Source organism: Rahnella rivi (genome assembly GCF_019049655.1).
In the GTDB taxonomy this organism is placed as follows: Bacteria; Pseudomonadota; Gammaproteobacteria; order Enterobacterales; family Enterobacteriaceae; genus Rahnella; species Rahnella rivi.
This window is the reverse complement of record NZ_JAFMOX010000056.1, coordinates 112,774-132,261: the sequence shown is the minus strand read 5'-3', so window position 1 is coordinate 132,261 and position 19,488 is coordinate 112,774. Positions and strand designations below refer to the sequence as shown.

The following is a 19,488-nucleotide window of genomic DNA, read 5'->3' as shown; positions in this document are numbered from 1 at the left end:
AACAGGGTGAAACACGGATTATGTCGTCGAAGAAAATCGAAACCGCGCTGATAAGCGCCGGACGGGACAAGAAGTTCACGCAAGGTTCGGTCAATGCCGTCATTCAGCGCGCCTCCTCGCTGGTGTTTAACACCGTGGCGGATAAAAAACACGCCACCGCCAACCGCGCTAACGGAGAATTGTTTTACGGTCGTCGTGGCACCCTGACGCATTTCTCGCTGCAGGAAGCGATGGTCGAACTGGAAGGCGGCGCGGGCTGCGCGCTTTATCCCTGCGGCGCCGCGGCGGTCAGTAATGCGGTATTGTCATTTGTCAGCACCGGCGACCACATTCTGGTGGCCGGTTCCTCTTATGAACCGACGCAAGATTTCTGCGAAAAAGTGCTGAAAAAACTCGGCGTTTCCACCACCTATTTCCCGTCCGATATCGGCGCAGATCTCGGTTCTCTGATGCAACCGAACACCCAGGTCGTGTTTCTCGAATCACCCGGCTCTATCACGATGGAAGTGCCCGATATCCCGGCCATGGTGGCGTCCGTGCGCGCGGTGAACCCTGATGTTGTCATCATGATCGACAATACCTGGGCGGCGGGCATTCTGTTTAAGGCGCTGGAGTTTGACATCGATATTTCGATTCAGGCGGGTACCAAATATATCGTCGGGCATTCCGATGCGATGATAGGCACGGCCGTTTCCAATGCCCGCTGCTGGGAACAGTTGCGCGAGCATTCTTATCTGATGGGGCAGATGGTCGATGCCGATACGGCCTACGTCGCCAGCCGGGGGTTGCGCACCATGGGCATCCGCCTCAGGCAACATGAGGAAAGCAGCCTTCGTATCGCGCAGTGGCTGGCAGAGCGTCCGGAAGTGGCGGTAGTCAACCATCCTGCCCTGCCTGGCAGTAAAGGTCATGAATTCTGGAAACGCGATTTCACCGGCAGCTGCGGTTTGTTCTCGTTCGTGCTGAAACAGCGCCTGAGCACACAACAGCTTTCCGATTATCTCGATCACTTTGAACACTTCAGCATGGCCTACTCCTGGGGCGGATTTGAATCGCTGGTGTTAGCCAATCAGCCGGAAGAAATTCAGGCGATCCGTCCGGCTGAAACCGTGGATTTCACCGGTACGCTGGTGCGGCTGCACATCGGGCTGGAGCATTGTGATGATTTGATCGCCGATCTGACCCTGGCGTTTGAACGAATCGGCGCTGCCTGAGCCTCAGGGATTGCGACGTACCGCGCAGATCGTTAAGGTATCTGTCGGATTTTCATTCGCAAAATGAGAATAATCTGTAAGCTCTCCCTGTACCGGTGAACACTACCGGGGCAGGCGATCTTTTTTGAAGTGATCTCAGATCAACGTCTCCGGGCGGGATCCGCGGTACACTGGCAAGTGACAGCGATTGTTACGAAAAGCACACGACAGCAACAGGAAAGAATATGGCAGTGATTTGCGACATTTTTCATGCACTCTGGCGGCATGATTTTACTATGCTCGCCGACCCCAATCTCCTTTGGGTCATTTATGCTGTCCTGTTCACCACGCTATTTCTTGAAAATGGATTGCTTCCTGCTTCCTTCCTGCCCGGCGACAGCCTGCTGCTGCTGACCGGCGCGCTTATCGCCAAAGGGGTGATGAGCTTTTTCCCGACGCTGATTATTCTGGTGATTGCCGCCAGCCTCGGCTGCTGGCTGAGTTATATACAGGGCCGCTGGCTTGGACATACCCGCGTGGTCAGGGGCTGGCTGCTGCAGCTTCCGGCGCATTATCATCAGCGCGCCCACCGGATGTTCACTCAGCACGGATTAATGGCGCTGCTGGTAGGCCGTTTTCTGGCTTTCGTGCGCACTCTGCTGCCGACGATGGCGGGGATTTCCGGCCTGAATAACGCCCGTTTCCAGTTCTTTAACTGGCTGAGCGCTATTCTGTGGGTAGGCGCGGTGATCACACTGGGATTCGCCATGAGCCACATTCCGCTGGTTAAACGTCATGAAGATCAGGTCATGGCCGGGCTGATGATTTTACCGGTGGTGTTGCTGGTCATTGGCCTTGCGGGCGGCGTCGTGGTGCTGTGGAAAAACCGCAAAGCCCACGCCTGATCGCCGGATCGCCCGGTCAGAATACGGCTTTAAAGGAGGCATCGGCGCTGGCCGATGCACCAAACGTACTTTCCCTCAGGCGCGCAATCTCGTCGCTTGGTGTCACCCCAAAATAACGCTTAAACTCCCGGCTGAACTGCGACGCACTTTCGTACCCCACCTGCAGCGCCGCTGAGCTTGCCTTTAATCCGTCGTAAATCATCATCATGCGCGCTTTATGCAAACGATAGGTTTTCAGATATTGCAGCGGTGACGTGCTGGTGACCGCTTTAAAGTTGTGATGAAACGCCGACACGCTCATGTTCACTTCACTCGCCAGAATTTCCACGCTGAGATTATCTGCGTACTGAGCCTCAATGCGGCGCAGGGATTTGGTGATCTGACTGAAATGCGTGTGACGGTTGACCAGCGCCTGCAATGCCCCGCCATTCTCGCTGGTAAGGATGAAGAACAGGATTTCGCGGATAATCTTCGGCCCCAGCACGCGGGCGTGCAACGGCTTATCCATCACATCCAGAAGACGTTCTGTTGCACACAGGATATCGTCATCAAGAATACCGGAGTTGATCCCGGTGGAAGACTCCCGCTGGCTGGCCATCGCTTCATCACCCATGTCCATCAGCAAGTCCTGCAACATCGTGTTATCGATGCTGATTTGTATACCGGCCATTGGCTGATCCGGGCTGCCAAAGGTTTCGCATTCGAACGGCAGCGGCACCGTCAGCATCAGATAATTATGCGGATCGTAGGAGAAGGTTTTCTTACCGAGATAACCGACTTTGCGCCCCTGAAACAGGATCACCACGCCAGGGTTATAGAGCACCGGCTGCCTTGCATGGTACTGCGTGGTGTACATCAGCGTGACCTGCGGTACCGCAGATTTACTGAGTATTTTATCCCCGCTGAGCTGCGCAACGCGTGCTGACATGCGGGCACATAAGCTGTCCACATTTTCCATAATTCCTGCTCTCCGCCTTCGATAAACCGGCATCAATAGTGCCATATTCCCCCCGGTTTCTACAGAGACAAGCAGAAACAGGCAAGTCTTAAGCAGGAATGAGCATCTTACGCGCGACAATTTGGCCTTACAGTAAAAACGGTCCGGCTGGCTTTGCGTTGAAAATAAAATCAGTAGCTTGCTCAGCAAGATGCTGTTTCGTTAACTAGACTTAGTCACAGGCTAAAGCCCCATCCCTCTCTGTGCCCGCGCATTTTGCGGGCACTCTGCCCATTAAGGAGAAACTCATGGCAACGCAACCCATCATAAAACTTCACGATGGCAACCTGATGCCTCAGTTAGGACTTGGCGTATGGAAAGCCAGTAATCAGGAAGCCAGTGCCGCGGTGAAAACCGCCATTGAAACCGGCTATCGCCACATCGATACCGCCGCCATTTATAAGAATGAGGAAGGCGTCGGCGAAGCCCTTGCCGCCCGTCTCGTTCCTCGTGAAGAGCTGTTCATCACCACCAAACTGTGGAATGACGATCAGCTGAACGCACCTGAAGCGCTGGAAACCAGCCTCAAAAAACTGCAAACAGATTACGTTGATCTGTATCTGATTCACTGGCCGCAACCGCAACAAGGCCACTATGTGGAAGCCTGGAAAGCGCTGCTCAAGCTCAAAGAACAAGGTCTGGCGAAGAGCGTTGGCGTGTGTAACTTCCCTCTCGAGCATTTGCAGAAACTGAAAGATGAAACCGGTATTTTCCCGGTCGTTAACCAGATTGAGCTGCACCCGCTGATGCAACAGCGTCAGCTGCATGCGTGGAACGCAACGCACAATATTGCGACCGAATCCTGGAGCCCGCTGGCACAGGGCGGTGAAGGCGTATTTGATCAACCCCTGATTCAAAAACTGGCGGAGAAGTACGACAAAACGCCGGCGCAGATCGTGATCCGCTGGCATCTGGATAACGGGCTGATTGTGATCCCTAAATCCGTGACGCCAAAACGCATCCGTGAAAACTTCGACGTGTTTGATTTTAAGCTGGAGAAGGAAGAGCTGGCGGAAGTGACCAAGCTCGACAAGAGCCAGCGTCTTGGGCCTGATCCGAAAAACGATCTGTAAGCCAGTCGCTTAACGTCATAAAACAAAAACCCGCCGCGGCGGGTTTTTTATCGGGCAACACGCCGTTACATCGACGGCTGAACCAGCATATTTCCGGCGGAACCCCGGTCGGCCAGTTCCAGCGCCCCGCTGCGATACACAAACGGGAAATGCTCGTACGACGGCTGGTTGAAATACACCAGCAGCTCCACATCGCCATCGACCCACACCGTATCTTTAAAGCCGGCGTCTTCCACCAGCGGCGCAGCGCCGTTGACGCTTTTCACCAGGAAAGACACCCCTTCGGCATGGAACGATTGCGGCATATCCGCATGGATTGTCCAGCGCTCCCACGTCCCCTGCTGGGCCGTGAGGTCAATTCGGTTAATATCCCAGGTCGCACCGTTCACACCCGGCTGACTGTCGCCGAGGCGCAGGTCGCGGGTGCGGATCACGTTGCCGGAAAGGATTTGATCCGCCAGCAAGCGCATCGGCAGATTATCTGTCACCAGCGGCAGCAGGCCGGTCGGCTTGAGCGTCAGCACCAGCGTGGAAACCAGAATGCTCGACGGTTCAAACAACCCGCGTAAACGCTCCATCACGCCCGCGGCTTCACCGGCGGTAATCGACACTTCTTCACCCTGCGACATGTCCACCAGCACTTCGCGGCGTTCACCCGGCGCCAGCGATAAACGCTGCACGGTCATCGGTGCAGGCAGGAACCCGAGATCCGAGGCGACCACGTGGAACGGGCGGCCATCACTCATGTTCAGTTCGTAACGGCGGGCATTTGAGGCATTGAGTAAACGTAGACGCACCCAGCCGCGTGAAACTTCCACGAACGGACTTTGCACGCCATTCACCAGCATGGTATCGCCGAAGAATCCGCCGGAAGCGGGCGTGTCGTACTGCGGCACGCCAAAACTGTCCAGGCGTTTGTCCTGAATGATCAGCGGGAAATCATCCACACCGTAATGATTCGGCAGCGGCAAATTTTTACTGATTTCGTCTTCGACAATCCACATTCCCGCCAGTCCGTTATAGACATGCGGTGCCATGCGGTTGGGGGTGTTGGCGTGATACCAGCAGGTCGCAGCGGGCTGGCGGATAGGCAATACCGGCGACCAGTCAACGCCCGGCGACATCATGCGTGCGCCGCCACCGGTGAGCGTACCCGGTTCGAGCAAACCGCTGATGGTCATCGACACCGGTTCTGCCAGACGGTTGCTGTAAATCAGCTTAACGTCATCACCACTGTGCACTTTCACCGTCGGCCCGAGATACATGCCGTTAATCCCCCAGACCGGGGCTTTGGCACCGCCCAGAAACGACCAGTGGGCTGACTGCAAAGTGAGAAACAGGGGTTGTCCACGACGCGATTCAAGCAGCGGCGGAACGGGCAGGGCCGGTTGCGAACCACTCGCTTCTGCTTTAAATGGCAGAGCACCTGCGGCAAGTGCCACGCCGGAGGCTTGCAGGAACGAGCGACGACTGAGTGACATATCTTCTCCATGAAAACATAAGTAAGCCCCGTCGCCATCAATGGCAGCGGGTGTGGTAGGTAGTGAATTTTATTTCTTATCTGCGGCTTCGCGTTGCGCCACTTCGGCGTCCAGCTCGGCGATTTTATCCGCCATCAGCTTGTGGCAGTGCTCAGACAACTCGCGCAAACGGTCTTTCGTATAACCGGTAGTATCGACAGGCGGCAGCATTTCAACAATGACGTGGCCGTTGTACCAGCGGTTGAGTTTGACCTTGCCATTGGTGTTCGACACACAAATCGGCACGATCGGCACACCGGCGGAAATCGCGGCATGGAATGCACCGGTTTTGAACGGCATCAGGCCGCGTCCACGGCTGCGTGTCCCTTCCGGGAACATCCAGATCGACAGATCTTTTTTCTTAATCTGATTCACAACCTGCGAAATCGTTCCGTGGGCTTTCGCGCGGTTATTACGGTCAATCAGCAGGTTGCCGGTAAGCCAGTACAGCTGGCCAAAGAAAGGGATCCAGACCAGGCTTTTTTTGCCCACGGTCACGGTGCCCGGCATCACAACCGATGACGCGGTCACCATGTCGTAATTGTTTTGATGGTTGGCGATATAAATACATTTACCGTTATTCAGCGCTTGTGCGGGAATACGCTTTTCAACGGTCAGGCCGAAAACGGGGGCCAGATGACCAAATAACTTACCAAACGTCGCCACATGCTTCGGATTACGCGGGCTGAACAGACAATAAATACAGCCAAAAATACTCACCAGGATCGAGTAAATCACCACGATTATCAGTCGTAAAATAAATAACATAACATCCTCTTAAAACTACAGCCGAAGCCGGTAAGAAACCTTTGCAGTTCAGATCCCGTGCGCTGAGCTATTCTCAAGCCTGATTCAACGCTATACAACGGTTTTGTTTATACAAATGTAAAATCTTTGCACTGCACAACAGTCTCAAACAATAGCTGAACTCTACAACGTAGACAGGGCACAAATGTGCCCTGTCAGTGCCATGAAGCCCGCGCGTTATTCTTCGCTGTCGCCACCTTTGCTGCGAACCGGCGCATCCACTTCGACGCGATCGATTCGTTGCAGGCCACGTGGCAGAAGGGTTCCCTTGCGCCCGCGTTCAGCGCGGAATTTCTGCAAATCTTCAGGACGCAGCACCAGTTTGCGTTTTCCGACGTGCAACGTGATCGACGTCTGCGGTGGCAACACCAGCAACCAGGCGAGTTTGTCTTCGCCGGAAGCGGCCTGCGCCGATGGGATTGAAACAATTTTGTTACCCTTGCCCTTCGACAACTGCGGCAAATCAGCCACCGGGAATAACAGCATGCGCCCCGCCGCCGTCACGGACAGCAGCATGTCGTCGGCGCCATTGAGTTCGATTGGCGCAAAGGCTTTGGCGTTGTCCGGCAGAGTAATCATCGCTTTACCGGCACGGTTACGCGCCACTAAATCGTTGAAAGTACAGACGAAGCCGTAGCCCGCATCGGAGGCCATCAGCAGTTTCTGATCGTCTTGCGCCATCAGAACGTGTTCGATGGTGGCGCCCGGCGGCGGTGTCAGCTTCCCGGTCAGCGGCTCACCCTGCCCTCGAGCGGAAGGCAGCGTCATTGGATCGAGTGCATAGCTGCGCCCGGTGGAGTCGATAAACACCACCGGCTGATTGGTCTTGCCTCTGGCGGCAGCGCGGAAGCTGTCACCGGCTTTGTAGCTCAGCCCGGCGGCGTCAATGTCGTGGCCTTTGGCGCTGCGTACCCAACCCGATTCAGACAAGACGATAGTCACCGGCTCTGACGGCAGGATGTCGTGCTCGCTCATCGCTTTAGCTTCTTCGCGTTCCGTTATTGGTGAGCGGCGTTCATCACCAAAGGATTCGGCATCAGCCTGAATTTCTTTGCGGATCAGCGTGCTGAGTTTGCGTTCAGAGCCCAGAAGCGCCTGCAGCTGATCGCGTTCTTTCGCCAGCTCGTCCTGCTCACCCCGAATTTTGGTTTCTTCGAGTTTTGCCAGGTGGCGTAATTTCAGCTCAAGGATGGCTTCAGCCTGCGTATCTGACAGTTCGAAACGCTGCATCAACACCGGTTTGGGTTCGTCTTCGGTACGGATGATGTGAATAACTTCATCAATATTCAGGAACGCCGTCAGTAAACCTTCAAGGATATGCAGGCGCTTAAGCACCTTATCCAGACGGAAGTTCAGGCGGCGGCGCACGGTATCACGGCGGTAGGCCAGCCATTCGGTCAGAATTTCCACCAGTCCTTTCACTTGCGGACGATGATCCAGACCGATCATATTCATGTTAATGCGGTAACTGCGTTCCAGATCGGTGGTGGCGAACAGGTGATTCATGACCTGATCGAGATCGATACGGTTGGAACGCGGCACCACCACCAGGCGGGTCGGGTTTTCGTGATCGGATTCGTCACGAAGATCTTCGACCATCGGCAGTTTTTTAGCCCGCATCTGGCTGGCGATTTGCTCCAGCACTTTCGCGCCAGACACCTGATGCGGCAACGCGGTGATCACCGCACTGCCGTCTTCTTTATGCCAGACCGCACGCATGCGCACCGAGCCTTTGCCCGATTCGTACATTTTGCGGATTTCGCTGCGCGGCGTAATGATTTCGGCTTCGGTCGGGAAATCCGGACCCTGCACAAATTCCAGCAGGTCATCCAGCGAGCTGCCCGGTTTTTCCAGCAGCGCCACTGCCGCGGCCGCCACTTCCCGAATGTTGTGCGGCGGAATGTCCGTCGCCATCCCCACGGCAATGCCGGTGGTGCCGTTCAGCAAAATGTTCGGCAGACGCGCAGGCAGCATTTTCGGCTCCTGCATGGTGCCGTCAAAGTTCGGGACATAATCCACCGTACCCTGACCCAGCTCACGCAGCAGCACTTCTGCATATTTAGACAGACGTGATTCGGTATAACGCATCGCCGCGAAGGATTTCGGGTCATCCGGCGCACCCCAGTTACCCTGCCCGTCAACCAGCGGATAACGGTAGGAGAACGGCTGAGCCATCAGCACCATCGCTTCATAACAGGCGCTGTCGCCGTGCGGATGGTATTTACCCAGCACGTCACCCACCGTACGGGCGGATTTTTTAAATTTGGCGTTATTACTCAGGCCCAGCTCGGACATCGCGTAAATAATACGGCGTTGCACCGGCTTGAGGCCGTCACCGATAAACGGCAGCGCGCGGTCCATGATGACGTACATGGAATAGTTGAGATAGGCGTTCTCAGTAAACGTGTGCAGTGCTAAACGCTCTGTTCCGTCATGAGTCATTTCGCTCATTGATGTTTAATCCTCAGACCCGTGGCGTTATCGTTTTGGAAATTAAGGAAGCTTGCCGCGCGGGCACGCAAAGGCACCCGCCGCGAGGCAATGATGTCCGCGATAGTACATCATCTGCCGTATTGCTGTCACAGTTGCTGTGTTTATGCGTTGTTTTTAAGCAATTACCGGTCAGGCATCGCGCTCATTTGTCAGCTAAAACGGTCAATTATTGCATCTGCGTCAATAGTCTTGTGCGCAATATCACATTTTTTCGCGATACCGGGTTGGGTACACTGTGTGGTAACAGCCTGACGCCCAGAATTCAATTTAAGGAAAACTCCATGAGCAACATCCTGATCATCAATGCCGGTAAAACCTTTGCCCACTCGAAAGGCGCGCTGAACAACAGCCTGACCGACGTCGCCACCAGCTTTCTTCGCGATAAAGGCCATGACGTACGCGTCACTGTGCTGGAAGAGGGTTACGACGTGCAAACCGAAATCGAAAGCTATCTGTGGGCCGACGCCATCATTTATCAGCAACCGGGCTGGTGGATGGGCATGCCGTGGACGCTGAAAAAATACATCGATGAAGTCTTCACCGAAGGCCACGGTAAACTGTACGCCAGCGATGGCCGTACCCGTTCTGATGCCGCGAAAAAATACGGTTCCGGCGGCCTGTTACAGGGCAAATGCTACATGCTTTCCGTCACCTGGAACGCACCGCTGGAAGCGTTCGAAGATAAAGAACAGTTCTTCCACGGCGTGGGCGTTGACGGCGTGTACCTTGCGCAGCATAAAGCCAACCAGTTCATCGGCCTGGACACCCTGCCGACGTTCATGTGTAACGATGTGATCAAGCAACCTGACGTCGAAGGTGATTTCGCCCGTTATCGTGCACACCTTGAAAATGTGTTCGGTCAGGCCTAAGGTAAAAAGTCATTCGTGTAATGAGGTAGTTATGATCACTGTTATCGCCGAAATCAAAGTAAAACCGGGCCGTCGTGAGTCGGTTATGGAAAAGATTACCGCGCTGTTGCCCAGCGTTCTCGAAGAGAAAGGCTGCCATCGCTATGAGCCTTACATTGATTTCAACGGCCAGATCCCATGGCGTAAAACCGTACCTGATTCCATTTTCATGCTGGAAGACTGGGAAAGCCTGGCGCATCTTGAAGCGCATCAGCAGGCAGCGCACATGGACAAACACCGCGAAAACATTAAAGCCGACGTGCTGGATGTAGTGATCCATATTATCGAAAAAGCGTAATCGTAAGATCTGCGCGGATCAGAAAACAAAAATGCCGGAGCTGCAAAGCGTCCGGCATTTTTTTTGGAACATGCTGAGGGATCAGACGTCCAGTTCGGCTGTATCACCTTTTTCCTGCAACCAGTTACGGCGATCTTCCGACCGTTTTTTCGCCAGCAGCATATCCATCATGCGCAGCGTCTGGTCGATATCATTTTCGTCGATGGTCAGCTGAACCAGACGACGGGTATTCGGATCGAGCGTGGTTTCGCGCAACTGCAACGGGTTCATCTCACCCAGCCCTTTAAAGCGCTGTACGTTCGGTTTGCCTTTTTTGCGTTTCAGCTGATCCAGCACACCCTCTTTTTCCTGCTCGTCCAGCGCATAGAACACTTCTTTGCCCAGATCGATACGATAAAGAGGCGGCATAGCGACATACACGTGACCGCCGCGAACCAGTGAACGGAAATGGCGGACAAACAGCGCACAAAGCAGCGTGGCGATGTGTAAACCGTCGGAGTCCGCATCCGCAAGAATACAGACTTTGCCGTAGCGCAGTTGTGAGAGGTCTTCACTGTCGGGATCAATACCGATCGCCACGGAAATATCGTGCACTTCCTGAGACGCCAGCACTTCGTCAGAAGAGACTTCCCATGTATTTAAGATCTTACCTTTGAGCGGCATGATCGCCTGGTATTCGCGATCGCGCGCCTGTTTGGCAGAACCGCCTGCGGAATCCCCTTCCACCAGGAACAGTTCGGTCATGTTCAGATCTTGCGACGTACAGTCCGCCAGTTTGCCCGGCAGCGCAGGGCCACTGGTGAGTTTCTTACGCACCACTTTTTTCGCGGCACGCAAACGACGCTGCGCACTGGAAATACACAGTTCCGCCAGCTGTTCTGCTGCATGCACGTTCTGATTCAGCCACAGGCTGAAAGCATCTTTCACCACACCGGAAACGAATGCTGCGCACTGGCGCGAGGAGAGACGCTCTTTGGTCTGACCGGCGAATTGCGGATCCTGCATTTTTACCGACAGCACATAGGCACAGCGCTCCCAGATATCTTCCGCCGAGAGTTTGACGCCGCGCGGCAAAATATTGCGGAATTCGCAAAACTCACGCATTGCATCCAGCAGGCCCTGACGCAATCCGTTAACATGCGTCCCGCCCTGCATCGTGGGGATCAGGTTAACGTAGCTTTCCGTCAGCAGCTCGCCGCCTTCAGGCAGCCACAGCAGAGCCCAGTCTACCGCTTCGATATCACCGGCAAAGGCCCCGACAAAGGCTTTTTCAGGCAACGTGATCAGGCCGTTTACCGCTTCCATCAGGTAGTCGGTCAGCCCGTCTTCGTAACACCAGCGTTGCTCGGTGTTATTCACCTTGTCTTTGAAAATGATTTCAACGCCAGGGCACAGTACGGCTTTGGCTTTCAGCAAATGGCTGAGGCGGCTGACCGAAAAACGCGGGCTGTCGAAGAAACTGACGTCTGGCCAGAAATGTACGCTGGTGCCGGTATTGCGCTTGCCGCAGGTACCGGTAACGTGCAAATCCTGCACTTTATCGCCATTTTCGAACGCCATCTCATACACTTCGCCGCCGCGTTTTACCGCCACTTCGACACGTTTAGATAAGGCGTTAACCACTGAGATCCCCACGCCATGCAGGCCGCCGGAGAACTGGTAGTTTTTGTTGGAGAATTTACCGCCTGCGTGCAGACGGCAGAAAATCAGTTCGACTGCGGGCACGCCCTCTTCGGCGTGGATATCCACCGGCATGCCGCGGCCATCATCGATGACTTCCAGAGACTGGTCTTCATGAAGGATCACTTCGATGCGTTTGGCGTGGCCGGCTAATGCCTCATCCACGCTGTTATCAATAACTTCCTGGCCGAGGTGGTTTGGCCGGGTGGTATCAGTGTACATGCCCGGACGGCGGCGCACCGGTTCGAGTCCGCTGAGGACCTCTATGGAATCCGCGTTATAAGTAGATTGGCTCATCGTTGATTATTCGTGGCTCATAGGTTTGTGGGCTAACGATACAGTATGTGGGCGGGAGGAAAGCACTGGCAGCGCGCAGACGCCAAAAATCCGGGGGAAACGTCACCCTGCGATATTAGTCTGCGGCCAGTTCGAGGAAATCGACAATCGGCGAAAAATAGCGTTCAAAGCCGACAAATGCATGATTTCCCTCGGGTTCGACCGTCTGGCGACAGGTGGTGTAATAGGCCACAGCCTGACGGTAATCGAGAACTTCATCGCCCGTTTGCTGTAATAACCAGAGTAAATCCGGTGACTCCAGCGGTTCGATCTGCATCACTTTCAGATCGTAAACGTGGCGTGACTCTAACACATATTGTTGGCCGGTGTAGGGGTTCTCATTTTGCCCGAGAAAGTCGATCAGCAGCTCATAAGGCTTCACCGCCGGGTTCACCACCACCGCGGGGACGGCAAAACACTGCGACAACCAGGTCGCGTAATAGCCGCCGAGCGAGGAGCCGACAATGCCCAGTTTTTTACCGGCATGTTGAATCACCAGTGTTTCCAGTTGTTCTGCCGCTTCGGACGGATACGGCGGAAGCTGGGGGATCACCATCTCGATGGCCGGATGATTTTCCGCCAGCCAGTTTTTCATTAACGTGGCTTTGGCGGAATTAGGCGAACTGTTAAACCCGTGCAGATACAAAAGGGTATTCATTCGTAGCCGTCCGATTCCGTATCGGGATGAAACTCTGTGGATTCGAGACGAAATACCTGCGTCTCAACGCGACCATCCGGATACAAATCCAGATAACGCCAGCCCGGTGCAACGGTATCAATCGTAAAATTGGTGCAGTGAGGTTTGAACTGTACGCAGGTTGATGGCGTGGCGTACAAGCGACGGCCATACCAGTCGAGATCCAGTTCCTGATGAATATGCCCGCACAGCAGCGTATTCACTTTCGGGTAGTTCACCAGCGTATTGGCCAGCATGTGCGCGTTGCGCAGGCTGTGCTGATCGAGCCAGGTACACCCGGAGGGCAACGGATGATGATGCAACATCAGCAGGGTGTAGCGGTCAGGCCAGGCCTGCAGGCAGCGCTCCATCCACTCCAGCTGATATTCGCTCAGCTCGCCGTGAGGCACGCCAAATACCTGAGTATCAAGCAGAATGATTTGCCAGTGTTCGCCAACCAGCACGTGCTTCGACGGGATGATCCCGGCTTCGCGCAGGGTTTCAAACATCGCTGGCTGGAAATCATGGTTTCCCGGAAGCCAGACACAAGGCGCAGGCAGTTCACTGATGCCACGGCAAAACTGCTGGTATGCCGCCACCGACTGATCCTGAGCCAAATCCCCCGTCGCGGCGATGATATCGACTTCACGCTGCTGCGCCTTTATAGCGTCCAGCACCGCGCGATAGCTGTTAAACGTATTCACGCCCAACAACGTTTCATCTTCACCGGCAAAAAGATGGGTATCTGTAATCTGTAGAACTCTGACTTTGGCCCCATTTACCAAAGGCAGTTTAAACAGGCTTTCCAAATCGTTTCCCTTGTTATTGAAGTCTGTCTAACAAACCGGAATTGCCATCGCTCCGTGCGCAAGGCAATAACGCAGCCAGTCCGCAAGAAACTGGTTAATTTGATGCTTTTCATCACGCTGATGCAACTTTTTATTAGGATAATCATAACGTGCTTTGAAGCGGAAAATCTGCTGACTTGCACACACTTCAGCCACCATCGCATCATGATAAAGCCGAACCGTCAGCGACGGCAGACTCCAGTAACTGACCGCAGGTGCCGTTTGTTTTATCTCCACCAGAGACGTATAGCGTGTCGATTCGAGGATCGTCAGACGATACTTGGCGCTACTTACCTGATATGTCACTGTTTCGCCGGGCTCATCGGTGCGCGGCATTAAACGTCGCAATTGTGCGAAATTGGTTTCACACAATCTCATCATTTCAGGGAAATCAGGGGTATAGCGCTTAATCATTCGTTGGCCCACTCTTTTCTCAGGGATTCATAGTGCAGTTGCAGCCATTGCAGAGCAATCACTGATGCCGCATTGTCTATCGCTCCTTCTTCCACCCAGCGGTAAGCCTGCTCGCGGCTGACGACGTGTACCCGGATGTCTTCATTCTCTGCTTCCAGACCGTGAATTCCTTCTGCCGTTGTGGCGTCGACTTCACCGACCATAATGGAAAGACGTTCGCTGGTACCGCCGGGGCTGGCTAAATAATTCAGCACCGGTTTGCAACGCTTCACCACGATGTTCGCTTCTTCCAGCGCTTCACGGCGGGCGACTTCTTCTACCGTTTCGCCCTCTTCAATGATACCGGCGACCATCTCCAGAAGCCATGGTGTATCACTGGAATCAATACATGGTATGCGGATCTGCTCGATCAACACCACCTCATCGCGTGACGGATCATAAGGTAATAACACCGCGGCATGCCCGCGTTCAAAAACCTCACGTACAACCTCGCCACTCATCTCGCCATTAAACAAACGATGGCGAAACCGATATGCAATAATAGAAAAAAAACCTTTATATCGTGGCTCACGTGCAATAATTTCTACATCATCTTTGCCGAAACTTACCGGTGAACTTTTAAATGAAGACATGGAGCGTTCTCCTTTAATGCCTCATAAAGGTAATTTATCGCCTTTTGAGGTCAATTTGATGAAAATGCGTTAATAATAATCAAGGTTGTTTGTGATAGATTTAGGCTCATTCCGCGGGTAAGGCACGTTAAGCCAACCTACCCGCTAGCCTGTCTCTGCTAGAATCCGCGTCTATTCGATTATTTGACTGCGTCACCATACATAACAACATTGCTGCACAACAAGGAATGCAAATGAAGAAACTGCTCCCCCTTCTCATCGGACTCAGCCTGGGCGGCTTTAGTACGATAAGCCAGGCCGAAAACCTGATGCAGGTCTATCAGCAGGCCAGGACGAGTAACCCCGACCTGCGTAAATCAGCTGCTGACCGGGATGCCGCATTCGAAAAAATTAACGAAAGCCGCAGTCCTTTATTACCGCAACTCGGTTTGGGTGCGGATTATGGTTATACCAATGGTTACCGCGATGCGAATGGCGTAAACAGCAATGTTGGCAGCGCCAGCCTGCAATTAACGCAGACCCTTTTTGATATGTCAAAATGGCGCGCCCTAACGTTGCAGGAAAAAAGTGCCGGTATTCAGGATGTGTCTTATCAGACGGATCAACAATCTTTGATCCTTAATTCTGCGACGGCCTATTTTAATGTATTGAGTGCGATCGATTCACTCTCTTATACCGAAGCGCAGAAACAGGCTATTTACCGTCAGTTAGATCAAACCACTCAGCGTTTTAACGTGGGTCTGGTTGCCATCACTGACGTGCAGAACGCCCGTTCACAATACGACACCGTGCTGGCGAATGAAGTTACCGCACGCAACAACCTGGATAATGCGCTGGAATCCCTGCGTCAGGTGACCGGGACTTATTATCCGCAACTGTCTTCTCTCAACGTTGACAATTTCAACACCACGCGCCCGCAACCGGTCGCCACGCTGTTGAAAGAAGCCGAAAGCCGTAACCTGAGCTTGCTGTCAGCACGTCTGTCACAAGATCTGGCTCGCGAGCAAATCCGTTATGCTGAAACCGGTCATATGCCAACGGTAGATCTGACTGCCTCTACCGGCATCAGCAACACCAAATACAACGGCGACAAAACCGGTGGCGCTTCAAGCTATCAGGATGCCGATGCTGGCCAGAATAAAATTGGCCTAAGCTTCTCTCTGCCTCTGTACAGCGGCGGTTCTGTCACGTCTCAGGTGAAACAGGCTCAGTACAACTTCGTGGGTGCAAGCGAACAGCTTGAAAGCGCACACCGCAGCGTGGTTCAAACCGTTCGTTCCTCCTTCAACAACATCTCTGCCTCTATCAGCAGCATCAACGCTTATAAACAAGCCGTTGTTTCTGCTCAGAGTTCTTTAGATGCAATGGAAGCCGGTTACCAGGTCGGTACCCGAACTATCGTTGATGTGCTCGATGCCACCACCACGCTGTACAACGCCAAGCAACAGCTTTCCAGCGCGCGTTATACCTATCTGATTAACCAGCTGAACATCAAGTCAGCGCTGGGTACACTGAACGAAAGTGACCTGCTGGCACTTAATGGTGCGCTGGGTAAACCGGTACCTACGGCGCCGGATCAGGTTGCGCCTGAAACGCCAAATCAGGATGCGGCGGCTGACGGCTATAACAGTGACGGCACGCAGGCAACTGCACCGCGCACTGAAAGAGCCAGCGCAACCACCACAGCGCCAGTTGCGCAGAAAAGCAGAAATCCTTTCCAAAACTGAGTCTGAATGACACCGTTTTGTAGAGCGAAATCCCCTGAGGCAGCCTGAAAAGGCTGCTTTTTTTTGTCTCCGTCACGTCCCTCTGTAAAGTCTGGTAACAATTGGCTTTCGCTGCTTTAACAATAACCCGCTTTCCCCTATCCTTAAACCCTACTGGGAAAGGGCGAAAAAGCCCTGTGAATGGGATAAGAACGATGAAACGGACACAACACGTCAACCTGGCAACCTTCCGAAAATCCTGGCGCAGCTCTCGAATGACGCCTGTCGCACTGGCGGTCAGCGCCGTATTTATGCTGTCTGGCTGTGAAAAAACCGACGAAACGGTTTCTTTGTATCAGAACGCGGATGACTGCTCTAAAGCGAATCCGTCCGGCAGCGCGCAGTGTGTCGCAGCTTATGATGCCGCGAAAAAAGACGCCGAAAAAACCGCCCCGAAATACGCCAGCCGCGAAGACTGTATTGCCGAATTCGGCGAAGGTCAGTGCACACAAACGCCGGCTCAGGCCGGTGTGGCTTCCGCCGAAGGCCAGAGCAGTGGCAGCATGTGGATGCCACTGATGGCTGGCTACATGATGGGCCGTATGATGAGTGGCGGCGCGTATGCACAGCAGCCACTCTTCAGTTCTAAAAATCCGGCAAGCCCGGCGAACGGCAAATTCGTTGATGCAACCGGTAAAAACTACGGTCCTGCAACGGCCGGTGGCCGAACCATGAACGTGCCTAAAACCGCGATGGCGCCGAAACCAGCCGTGACTAAAACCATCACCCGTGGCGGTTTTGGTGAAAGCGTAGCAAAACAGACATCGATGCAACGTAGCTCAACCGCCGCTCCGCGCAGCGCTGGGCGCAGCATGGGTGGCTAAGGCATAGATGAAACGTTTACCTGTTACCGAGCGCCCGGACTGGCGCGAAAAAGCCACCGAGTTTGGCTTCAATTTTCACACCATGTATGGCGAACCTTACTGGTGTGAAGATGCCTATTATCAGTTCACGCTGGCGCAAATCGAAGAGATTGAAGATGCCACCGCTGACATTCATCAGATGTGTTTGAAGGTGGTCGAACGCGTGGTGGGCGACGATGCGCTGATGGCGAAGTTTCAGATCCCAAAACACGTCTGGGAATTTGTTCGCCATTCCTGGCGGACCCATCAGCCTTCGCTGTATTCGCGTCTGGATCTGGCCTATGACGGCATCAATCCGCCTAAGCTCCTGGAAAATAACGCCGATACGCCAACGTCCTTGTATGAGGCAGCGTTCTTTCAGTGGCTTTGGCTTGAAGATCAGATCGCGGCAGGCAATTTGCCGCAGGACGCGGATCAGTACAACAGTCTGCAGGAAAAACTGATCGCACGGTTTGCCGAGCTGAAAAATCAGCATGGTTTCTCACTCTTACACATTGCCTGCTGTCAGGAAACGGAAGAAGATCGCGGCACGGTGCAATATCTGCAGGATTGTGCGCTGGAAGCGGAACTGGCGAGCGAGTTTCTGTATATCGAAGAGATCGGCCTGGGCGAGCGCGGGCAATTTACCGATCCGCAGGATCAGGTAATTTCCAATCTGTTTAAGCTTTATCCGTGGGAATTTATGTTCCGCGAGATCTTCGCCACCAAGCTGGAAGATGCCGGTGTACGCTGGCTGGAACCCGCCTGGAAAGCCATTCTTTCCAACAAAGCATTACTGCCGTTGCTGTGGGAAATGTTCCCGGATCACCCGAATCTGTTACCGGCGTATTTTGCCGAAGACCCGCATCCTGAACTGGATCACTACGTGGTGAAACCGCTGTTTTCACGCGAAGGGGCTAATATCAAGGTCATCGAGAAAGGTCAGGAAGTGGCCCGTGTCGAGGGGCCGTATGGCGCGGAAGGGATGATTGTGCAGCAGTTCCACCCGCTGCCGGTGTTTGAAGGCAGTTACACATTGATCGGCAGCTGGCTGGTTAACGATCAGCCTTGCGGGATCGGCATCCGTGAAGATAAAGCGCTGATCACACAGGATCTGTCACGTTTCTATCCGCATACCATCGTCGGATAAAAAAACTAAAAAGGGATAATGTGATCTTTCATTATCCCTTTTATTCACCGAATTAACCTGCCTGAACGGACAACATCGACAACGATCCCATGACGATCCCGTCGGTTGGCTGCGTGATCGGCTCTTCACCGTTCCATGCCCCTAAAATATATAACAATGGCAAATAGTGATCCGGTGACGGATTCGATAACGCCCCCCCTTCATGATCCATAAAGTTCACCAGAGGATGATCCTTCGCCTCACCCTTCCAGCTCAGATTATCTTTCACAAAGTTCTCGAAAGAAATCGCCCACGGATAAGGCTCGCCCTTTCCGTCCCATTTCACCATGCGCAGGTTATGGACCACGTTTCCGCTGGCGACGATCATCACCCCTTCGTCACGCAGAACCGCAAGTTTTTTACCCAGCTCATAGTGATATTCCGGCGGTTGGGTTCCGTCGATACTCAACTGGATCACCGGAATATCGGCCTGCGGATACATCTTGATCAACACACCCCAGGTTCCGTGGTCGAAGCCCCATTCACTGGTATCAGACAGAACATGTATCGGGCTGAGCAATTCCTGGACGCGTTTTGCCAGTGCCGGTGAGCCCGGAGCAGGATAACGTTTGTCGAACAGCGCCTGCGGAAAACCACCAAAATCGTGAATGGTGCGCGGGTTTTCCATTGCCGTCACGGCGGTTCCACGGGTAAACCAGTGTGCAGATACCGCCAGAATCGCCTTTGGTTTCGGTAGTGATTCGCCCAGCGCATGCCAGGCACGGGTATACGTATTATCTTCCAGCACGTTCATCGGGCTGCCGTGACCTAAGAAAAGTGCGGGCATACGTTGAGTCGTCATCATGAATTCCTTACCGCAAATGAAAGAGAGCGGGTGGTGAACCACCTTCCGCGTAATGCCAATACGGTACTCTTTTTGACTGGCGGTGACAGCCGGATAACGGTGAAGG

General features: G+C 53.7%; 18 protein-coding genes. 8 read left to right on the top strand and 10 right to left on the bottom strand.

The window, feature by feature from the left end:
• The first annotated feature begins 20 nt into the window (after positions 1–20).
• Both metC and J1779_RS10250 read left to right on the top strand, forming a co-directional pair.
• A complete protein-coding gene (gene metC, locus J1779_RS10255) occupies positions 21–1,214 on the top strand; it encodes a cystathionine beta-lyase (protein ID WP_217203694.1) in 1,194 nt (397 codons plus the stop codon).
• Between the two features lie 224 nt (positions 1,215–1,438).
• Positions 1,439–2,098, top strand: a complete 660-nt coding sequence (locus J1779_RS10250) for a DedA family protein (RefSeq protein WP_056772927.1) — start codon at positions 1,439–1,441, stop codon at positions 2,096–2,098.
• A gap of 16 nt (positions 2,099–2,114) precedes the next feature.
• On the opposite strand, the gene J1779_RS10245 is transcribed toward J1779_RS10250, so the two are convergent.
• On the bottom strand, positions 2,115–3,056 hold the full coding sequence (locus J1779_RS10245; RefSeq protein ID WP_056772930.1) for an AraC family transcriptional regulator: 942 nt from the start codon (positions 3,054–3,056) through the stop codon (positions 2,115–2,117).
• Positions 3,057–3,343: 287 nt separating this feature from the next.
• Between J1779_RS10245 and dkgA the strand changes: the two genes are divergently transcribed.
• Positions 3,344–4,168 carry a 2,5-didehydrogluconate reductase DkgA gene (gene dkgA, locus J1779_RS10240; RefSeq protein ID WP_217203693.1) on the top strand — a complete coding sequence of 275 codons (825 nt, stop codon included), beginning with the start codon at positions 3,344–3,346 and terminating at the stop codon, positions 4,166–4,168.
• Between the two features lie 65 nt (positions 4,169–4,233).
• Here the strand turns inward: dkgA and ftsP are convergent, their stop codons facing one another.
• The 3 genes from ftsP to parC all read right to left on the bottom strand — a co-directional run bounded on the left by ftsP (position 4,234) and on the right by parC (position 8,946).
• A complete protein-coding gene (gene ftsP / locus J1779_RS10235) occupies positions 4,234–5,649 on the bottom strand; it encodes a cell division protein FtsP (protein ID WP_056772937.1) in 1,416 nt (471 codons plus the stop codon).
• A 69-nt stretch (positions 5,650–5,718) separates the two neighbouring features.
• A complete protein-coding gene (locus tag J1779_RS10230) occupies positions 5,719–6,456 on the bottom strand; it encodes a 1-acylglycerol-3-phosphate O-acyltransferase (protein WP_217203692.1) in 738 nt (245 codons plus the stop codon).
• Between the two features lie 216 nt (positions 6,457–6,672).
• Positions 6,673–8,946: a DNA topoisomerase IV subunit A gene (parC, locus tag J1779_RS10225; protein WP_056772944.1), complete on the bottom strand. Its 2,274-nt coding sequence runs from the start codon at positions 8,944–8,946 to the stop codon at positions 6,673–6,675.
• A gap of 323 nt (positions 8,947–9,269) precedes the next feature.
• On the opposite strand from parC, the gene J1779_RS10220 reads away from it, so the two are divergent.
• Both J1779_RS10220 and J1779_RS10215 read left to right on the top strand, forming a co-directional pair.
• Positions 9,270–9,857: an NAD(P)H-dependent oxidoreductase gene (locus J1779_RS10220; RefSeq protein WP_056772948.1), complete on the top strand. Its 588-nt coding sequence runs from the start codon at positions 9,270–9,272 to the stop codon at positions 9,855–9,857.
• A 31-nt stretch (positions 9,858–9,888) separates the two neighbouring features.
• Positions 9,889–10,194 carry a putative quinol monooxygenase gene (locus tag J1779_RS10215; protein ID WP_056772951.1) on the top strand — a complete coding sequence of 102 codons (306 nt, stop codon included), beginning with the start codon at positions 9,889–9,891 and terminating at the stop codon, positions 10,192–10,194.
• Between the two features lie 81 nt (positions 10,195–10,275).
• On the opposite strand, the gene parE is transcribed toward J1779_RS10215, so the two are convergent.
• The 5 genes from parE to nudF form a co-directional block, all read right to left on the bottom strand.
• A complete protein-coding gene (gene parE / locus J1779_RS10210; RefSeq protein ID WP_056772954.1) occupies positions 10,276–12,171 on the bottom strand; it encodes a DNA topoisomerase IV subunit B in 1,896 nt (631 codons plus the stop codon).
• Between the two features lie 115 nt (positions 12,172–12,286).
• A complete protein-coding gene (yqiA, locus tag J1779_RS10205; RefSeq protein WP_217203691.1) occupies positions 12,287–12,868 on the bottom strand; it encodes an esterase YqiA in 582 nt (193 codons plus the stop codon).
• A complete protein-coding gene (gene cpdA / locus J1779_RS10200) occupies positions 12,865–13,695 on the bottom strand; it encodes a 3',5'-cyclic-AMP phosphodiesterase (RefSeq protein ID WP_217203690.1) in 831 nt (276 codons plus the stop codon). The genes yqiA and cpdA overlap by 4 nt, the downstream gene beginning before the upstream one ends.
• A gap of 27 nt (positions 13,696–13,722) precedes the next feature.
• Positions 13,723–14,145, bottom strand: coding sequence for a DUF1249 family protein (locus tag J1779_RS10195; protein WP_072158072.1), 423 nt, complete (start codon positions 14,143–14,145; stop codon positions 13,723–13,725).
• Entirely contained in the window at positions 14,145–14,780 is a 636-nt protein-coding gene (gene nudF / locus J1779_RS10190; protein WP_217203689.1) for an ADP-ribose diphosphatase, read from the bottom strand. Before nudF ends, J1779_RS10195 begins: the two co-directional genes overlap by 1 nt.
• 233 nt (positions 14,781–15,013) lie before the next feature.
• Between nudF and tolC the strand changes: the two genes are divergently transcribed.
• The 3 genes from tolC to J1779_RS10175 all read left to right on the top strand — a co-directional run bounded on the left by tolC (position 15,014) and on the right by J1779_RS10175 (position 18,538).
• On the top strand, positions 15,014–16,507 hold the full coding sequence (gene tolC / locus J1779_RS10185) for an outer membrane channel protein TolC (RefSeq protein WP_122096467.1): 1,494 nt from the start codon (positions 15,014–15,016) through the stop codon (positions 16,505–16,507).
• Between the two features lie 194 nt (positions 16,508–16,701).
• Positions 16,702–17,370 carry a DUF1190 family protein gene (locus J1779_RS10180; RefSeq protein WP_136374724.1) on the top strand — a complete coding sequence of 223 codons (669 nt, stop codon included), beginning with the start codon at positions 16,702–16,704 and terminating at the stop codon, positions 17,368–17,370.
• 7 nt (positions 17,371–17,377) lie between these two features.
• Positions 17,378–18,538, top strand: coding sequence for a glutathionylspermidine synthase family protein (locus tag J1779_RS10175; RefSeq protein WP_217203688.1), 1,161 nt, complete (start codon positions 17,378–17,380; stop codon positions 18,536–18,538).
• Between the two features lie 52 nt (positions 18,539–18,590).
• Here J1779_RS10175 and ygiD read toward each other — a convergent pair whose 3' ends face one another.
• Entirely contained in the window at positions 18,591–19,379 is a 789-nt protein-coding gene (ygiD, locus tag J1779_RS10170) for a 4,5-DOPA-extradiol-dioxygenase (protein WP_217203705.1), read from the bottom strand.
• Positions 19,380–19,488: the final 109 nt, after the last annotated feature.

Bases quoted from the DNA above. Each gene is read 5' to 3' on its own strand.
- ftsP (WP_056772937.1), bottom strand. From the start codon at position 5,649: ATGTCACTCAGTCGTCGCTCGTTCCTGCAAGCCTCCGGCGTGGCACTT.
- J1779_RS10245 (WP_056772930.1), bottom strand. From the start codon at position 3,056: ATGGAAAATGTGGACAGCTTATGTGCCCGCATGTCAGCACGCGTTGCG.
- J1779_RS10220 (WP_056772948.1), top strand. From the start codon at position 9,270: ATGAGCAACATCCTGATCATCAATGCCGGTAAAACCTTTGCCCACTCG.
- yqiA (WP_217203691.1), bottom strand. From the start codon at position 12,868: ATGAATACCCTTTTGTATCTGCACGGGTTTAACAGTTCGCCTAATTCC.
- J1779_RS10180 (WP_136374724.1), top strand. From the start codon at position 16,702: ATGAAACGGACACAACACGTCAACCTGGCAACCTTCCGAAAATCCTGG.
- metC (WP_217203694.1), top strand. From the start codon at position 21: ATGTCGTCGAAGAAAATCGAAACCGCGCTGATAAGCGCCGGACGGGAC.
- parE (WP_056772954.1), bottom strand. From the start codon at position 12,171: ATGAGCCAATCTACTTATAACGCGGATTCCATAGAGGTCCTCAGCGGA.
- tolC (WP_122096467.1), top strand. From the start codon at position 15,014: ATGAAGAAACTGCTCCCCCTTCTCATCGGACTCAGCCTGGGCGGCTTT.
- J1779_RS10215 (WP_056772951.1), top strand. From the start codon at position 9,889: ATGATCACTGTTATCGCCGAAATCAAAGTAAAACCGGGCCGTCGTGAG.
- J1779_RS10175 (WP_217203688.1), top strand. From the start codon at position 17,378: ATGAAACGTTTACCTGTTACCGAGCGCCCGGACTGGCGCGAAAAAGCC.
- dkgA (WP_217203693.1), top strand. From the start codon at position 3,344: ATGGCAACGCAACCCATCATAAAACTTCACGATGGCAACCTGATGCCT.
- J1779_RS10230 (WP_217203692.1), bottom strand. From the start codon at position 6,456: ATGTTATTTATTTTACGACTGATAATCGTGGTGATTTACTCGATCCTG.
- parC (WP_056772944.1), bottom strand. From the start codon at position 8,946: ATGAGCGAAATGACTCATGACGGAACAGAGCGTTTAGCACTGCACACG.
- nudF (WP_217203689.1), bottom strand. From the start codon at position 14,780: ATGTCTTCATTTAAAAGTTCACCGGTAAGTTTCGGCAAAGATGATGTA.
- ygiD (WP_217203705.1), bottom strand. From the start codon at position 19,379: ATGACGACTCAACGTATGCCCGCACTTTTCTTAGGTCACGGCAGCCCG.
- J1779_RS10250 (WP_056772927.1), top strand. From the start codon at position 1,439: ATGGCAGTGATTTGCGACATTTTTCATGCACTCTGGCGGCATGATTTT.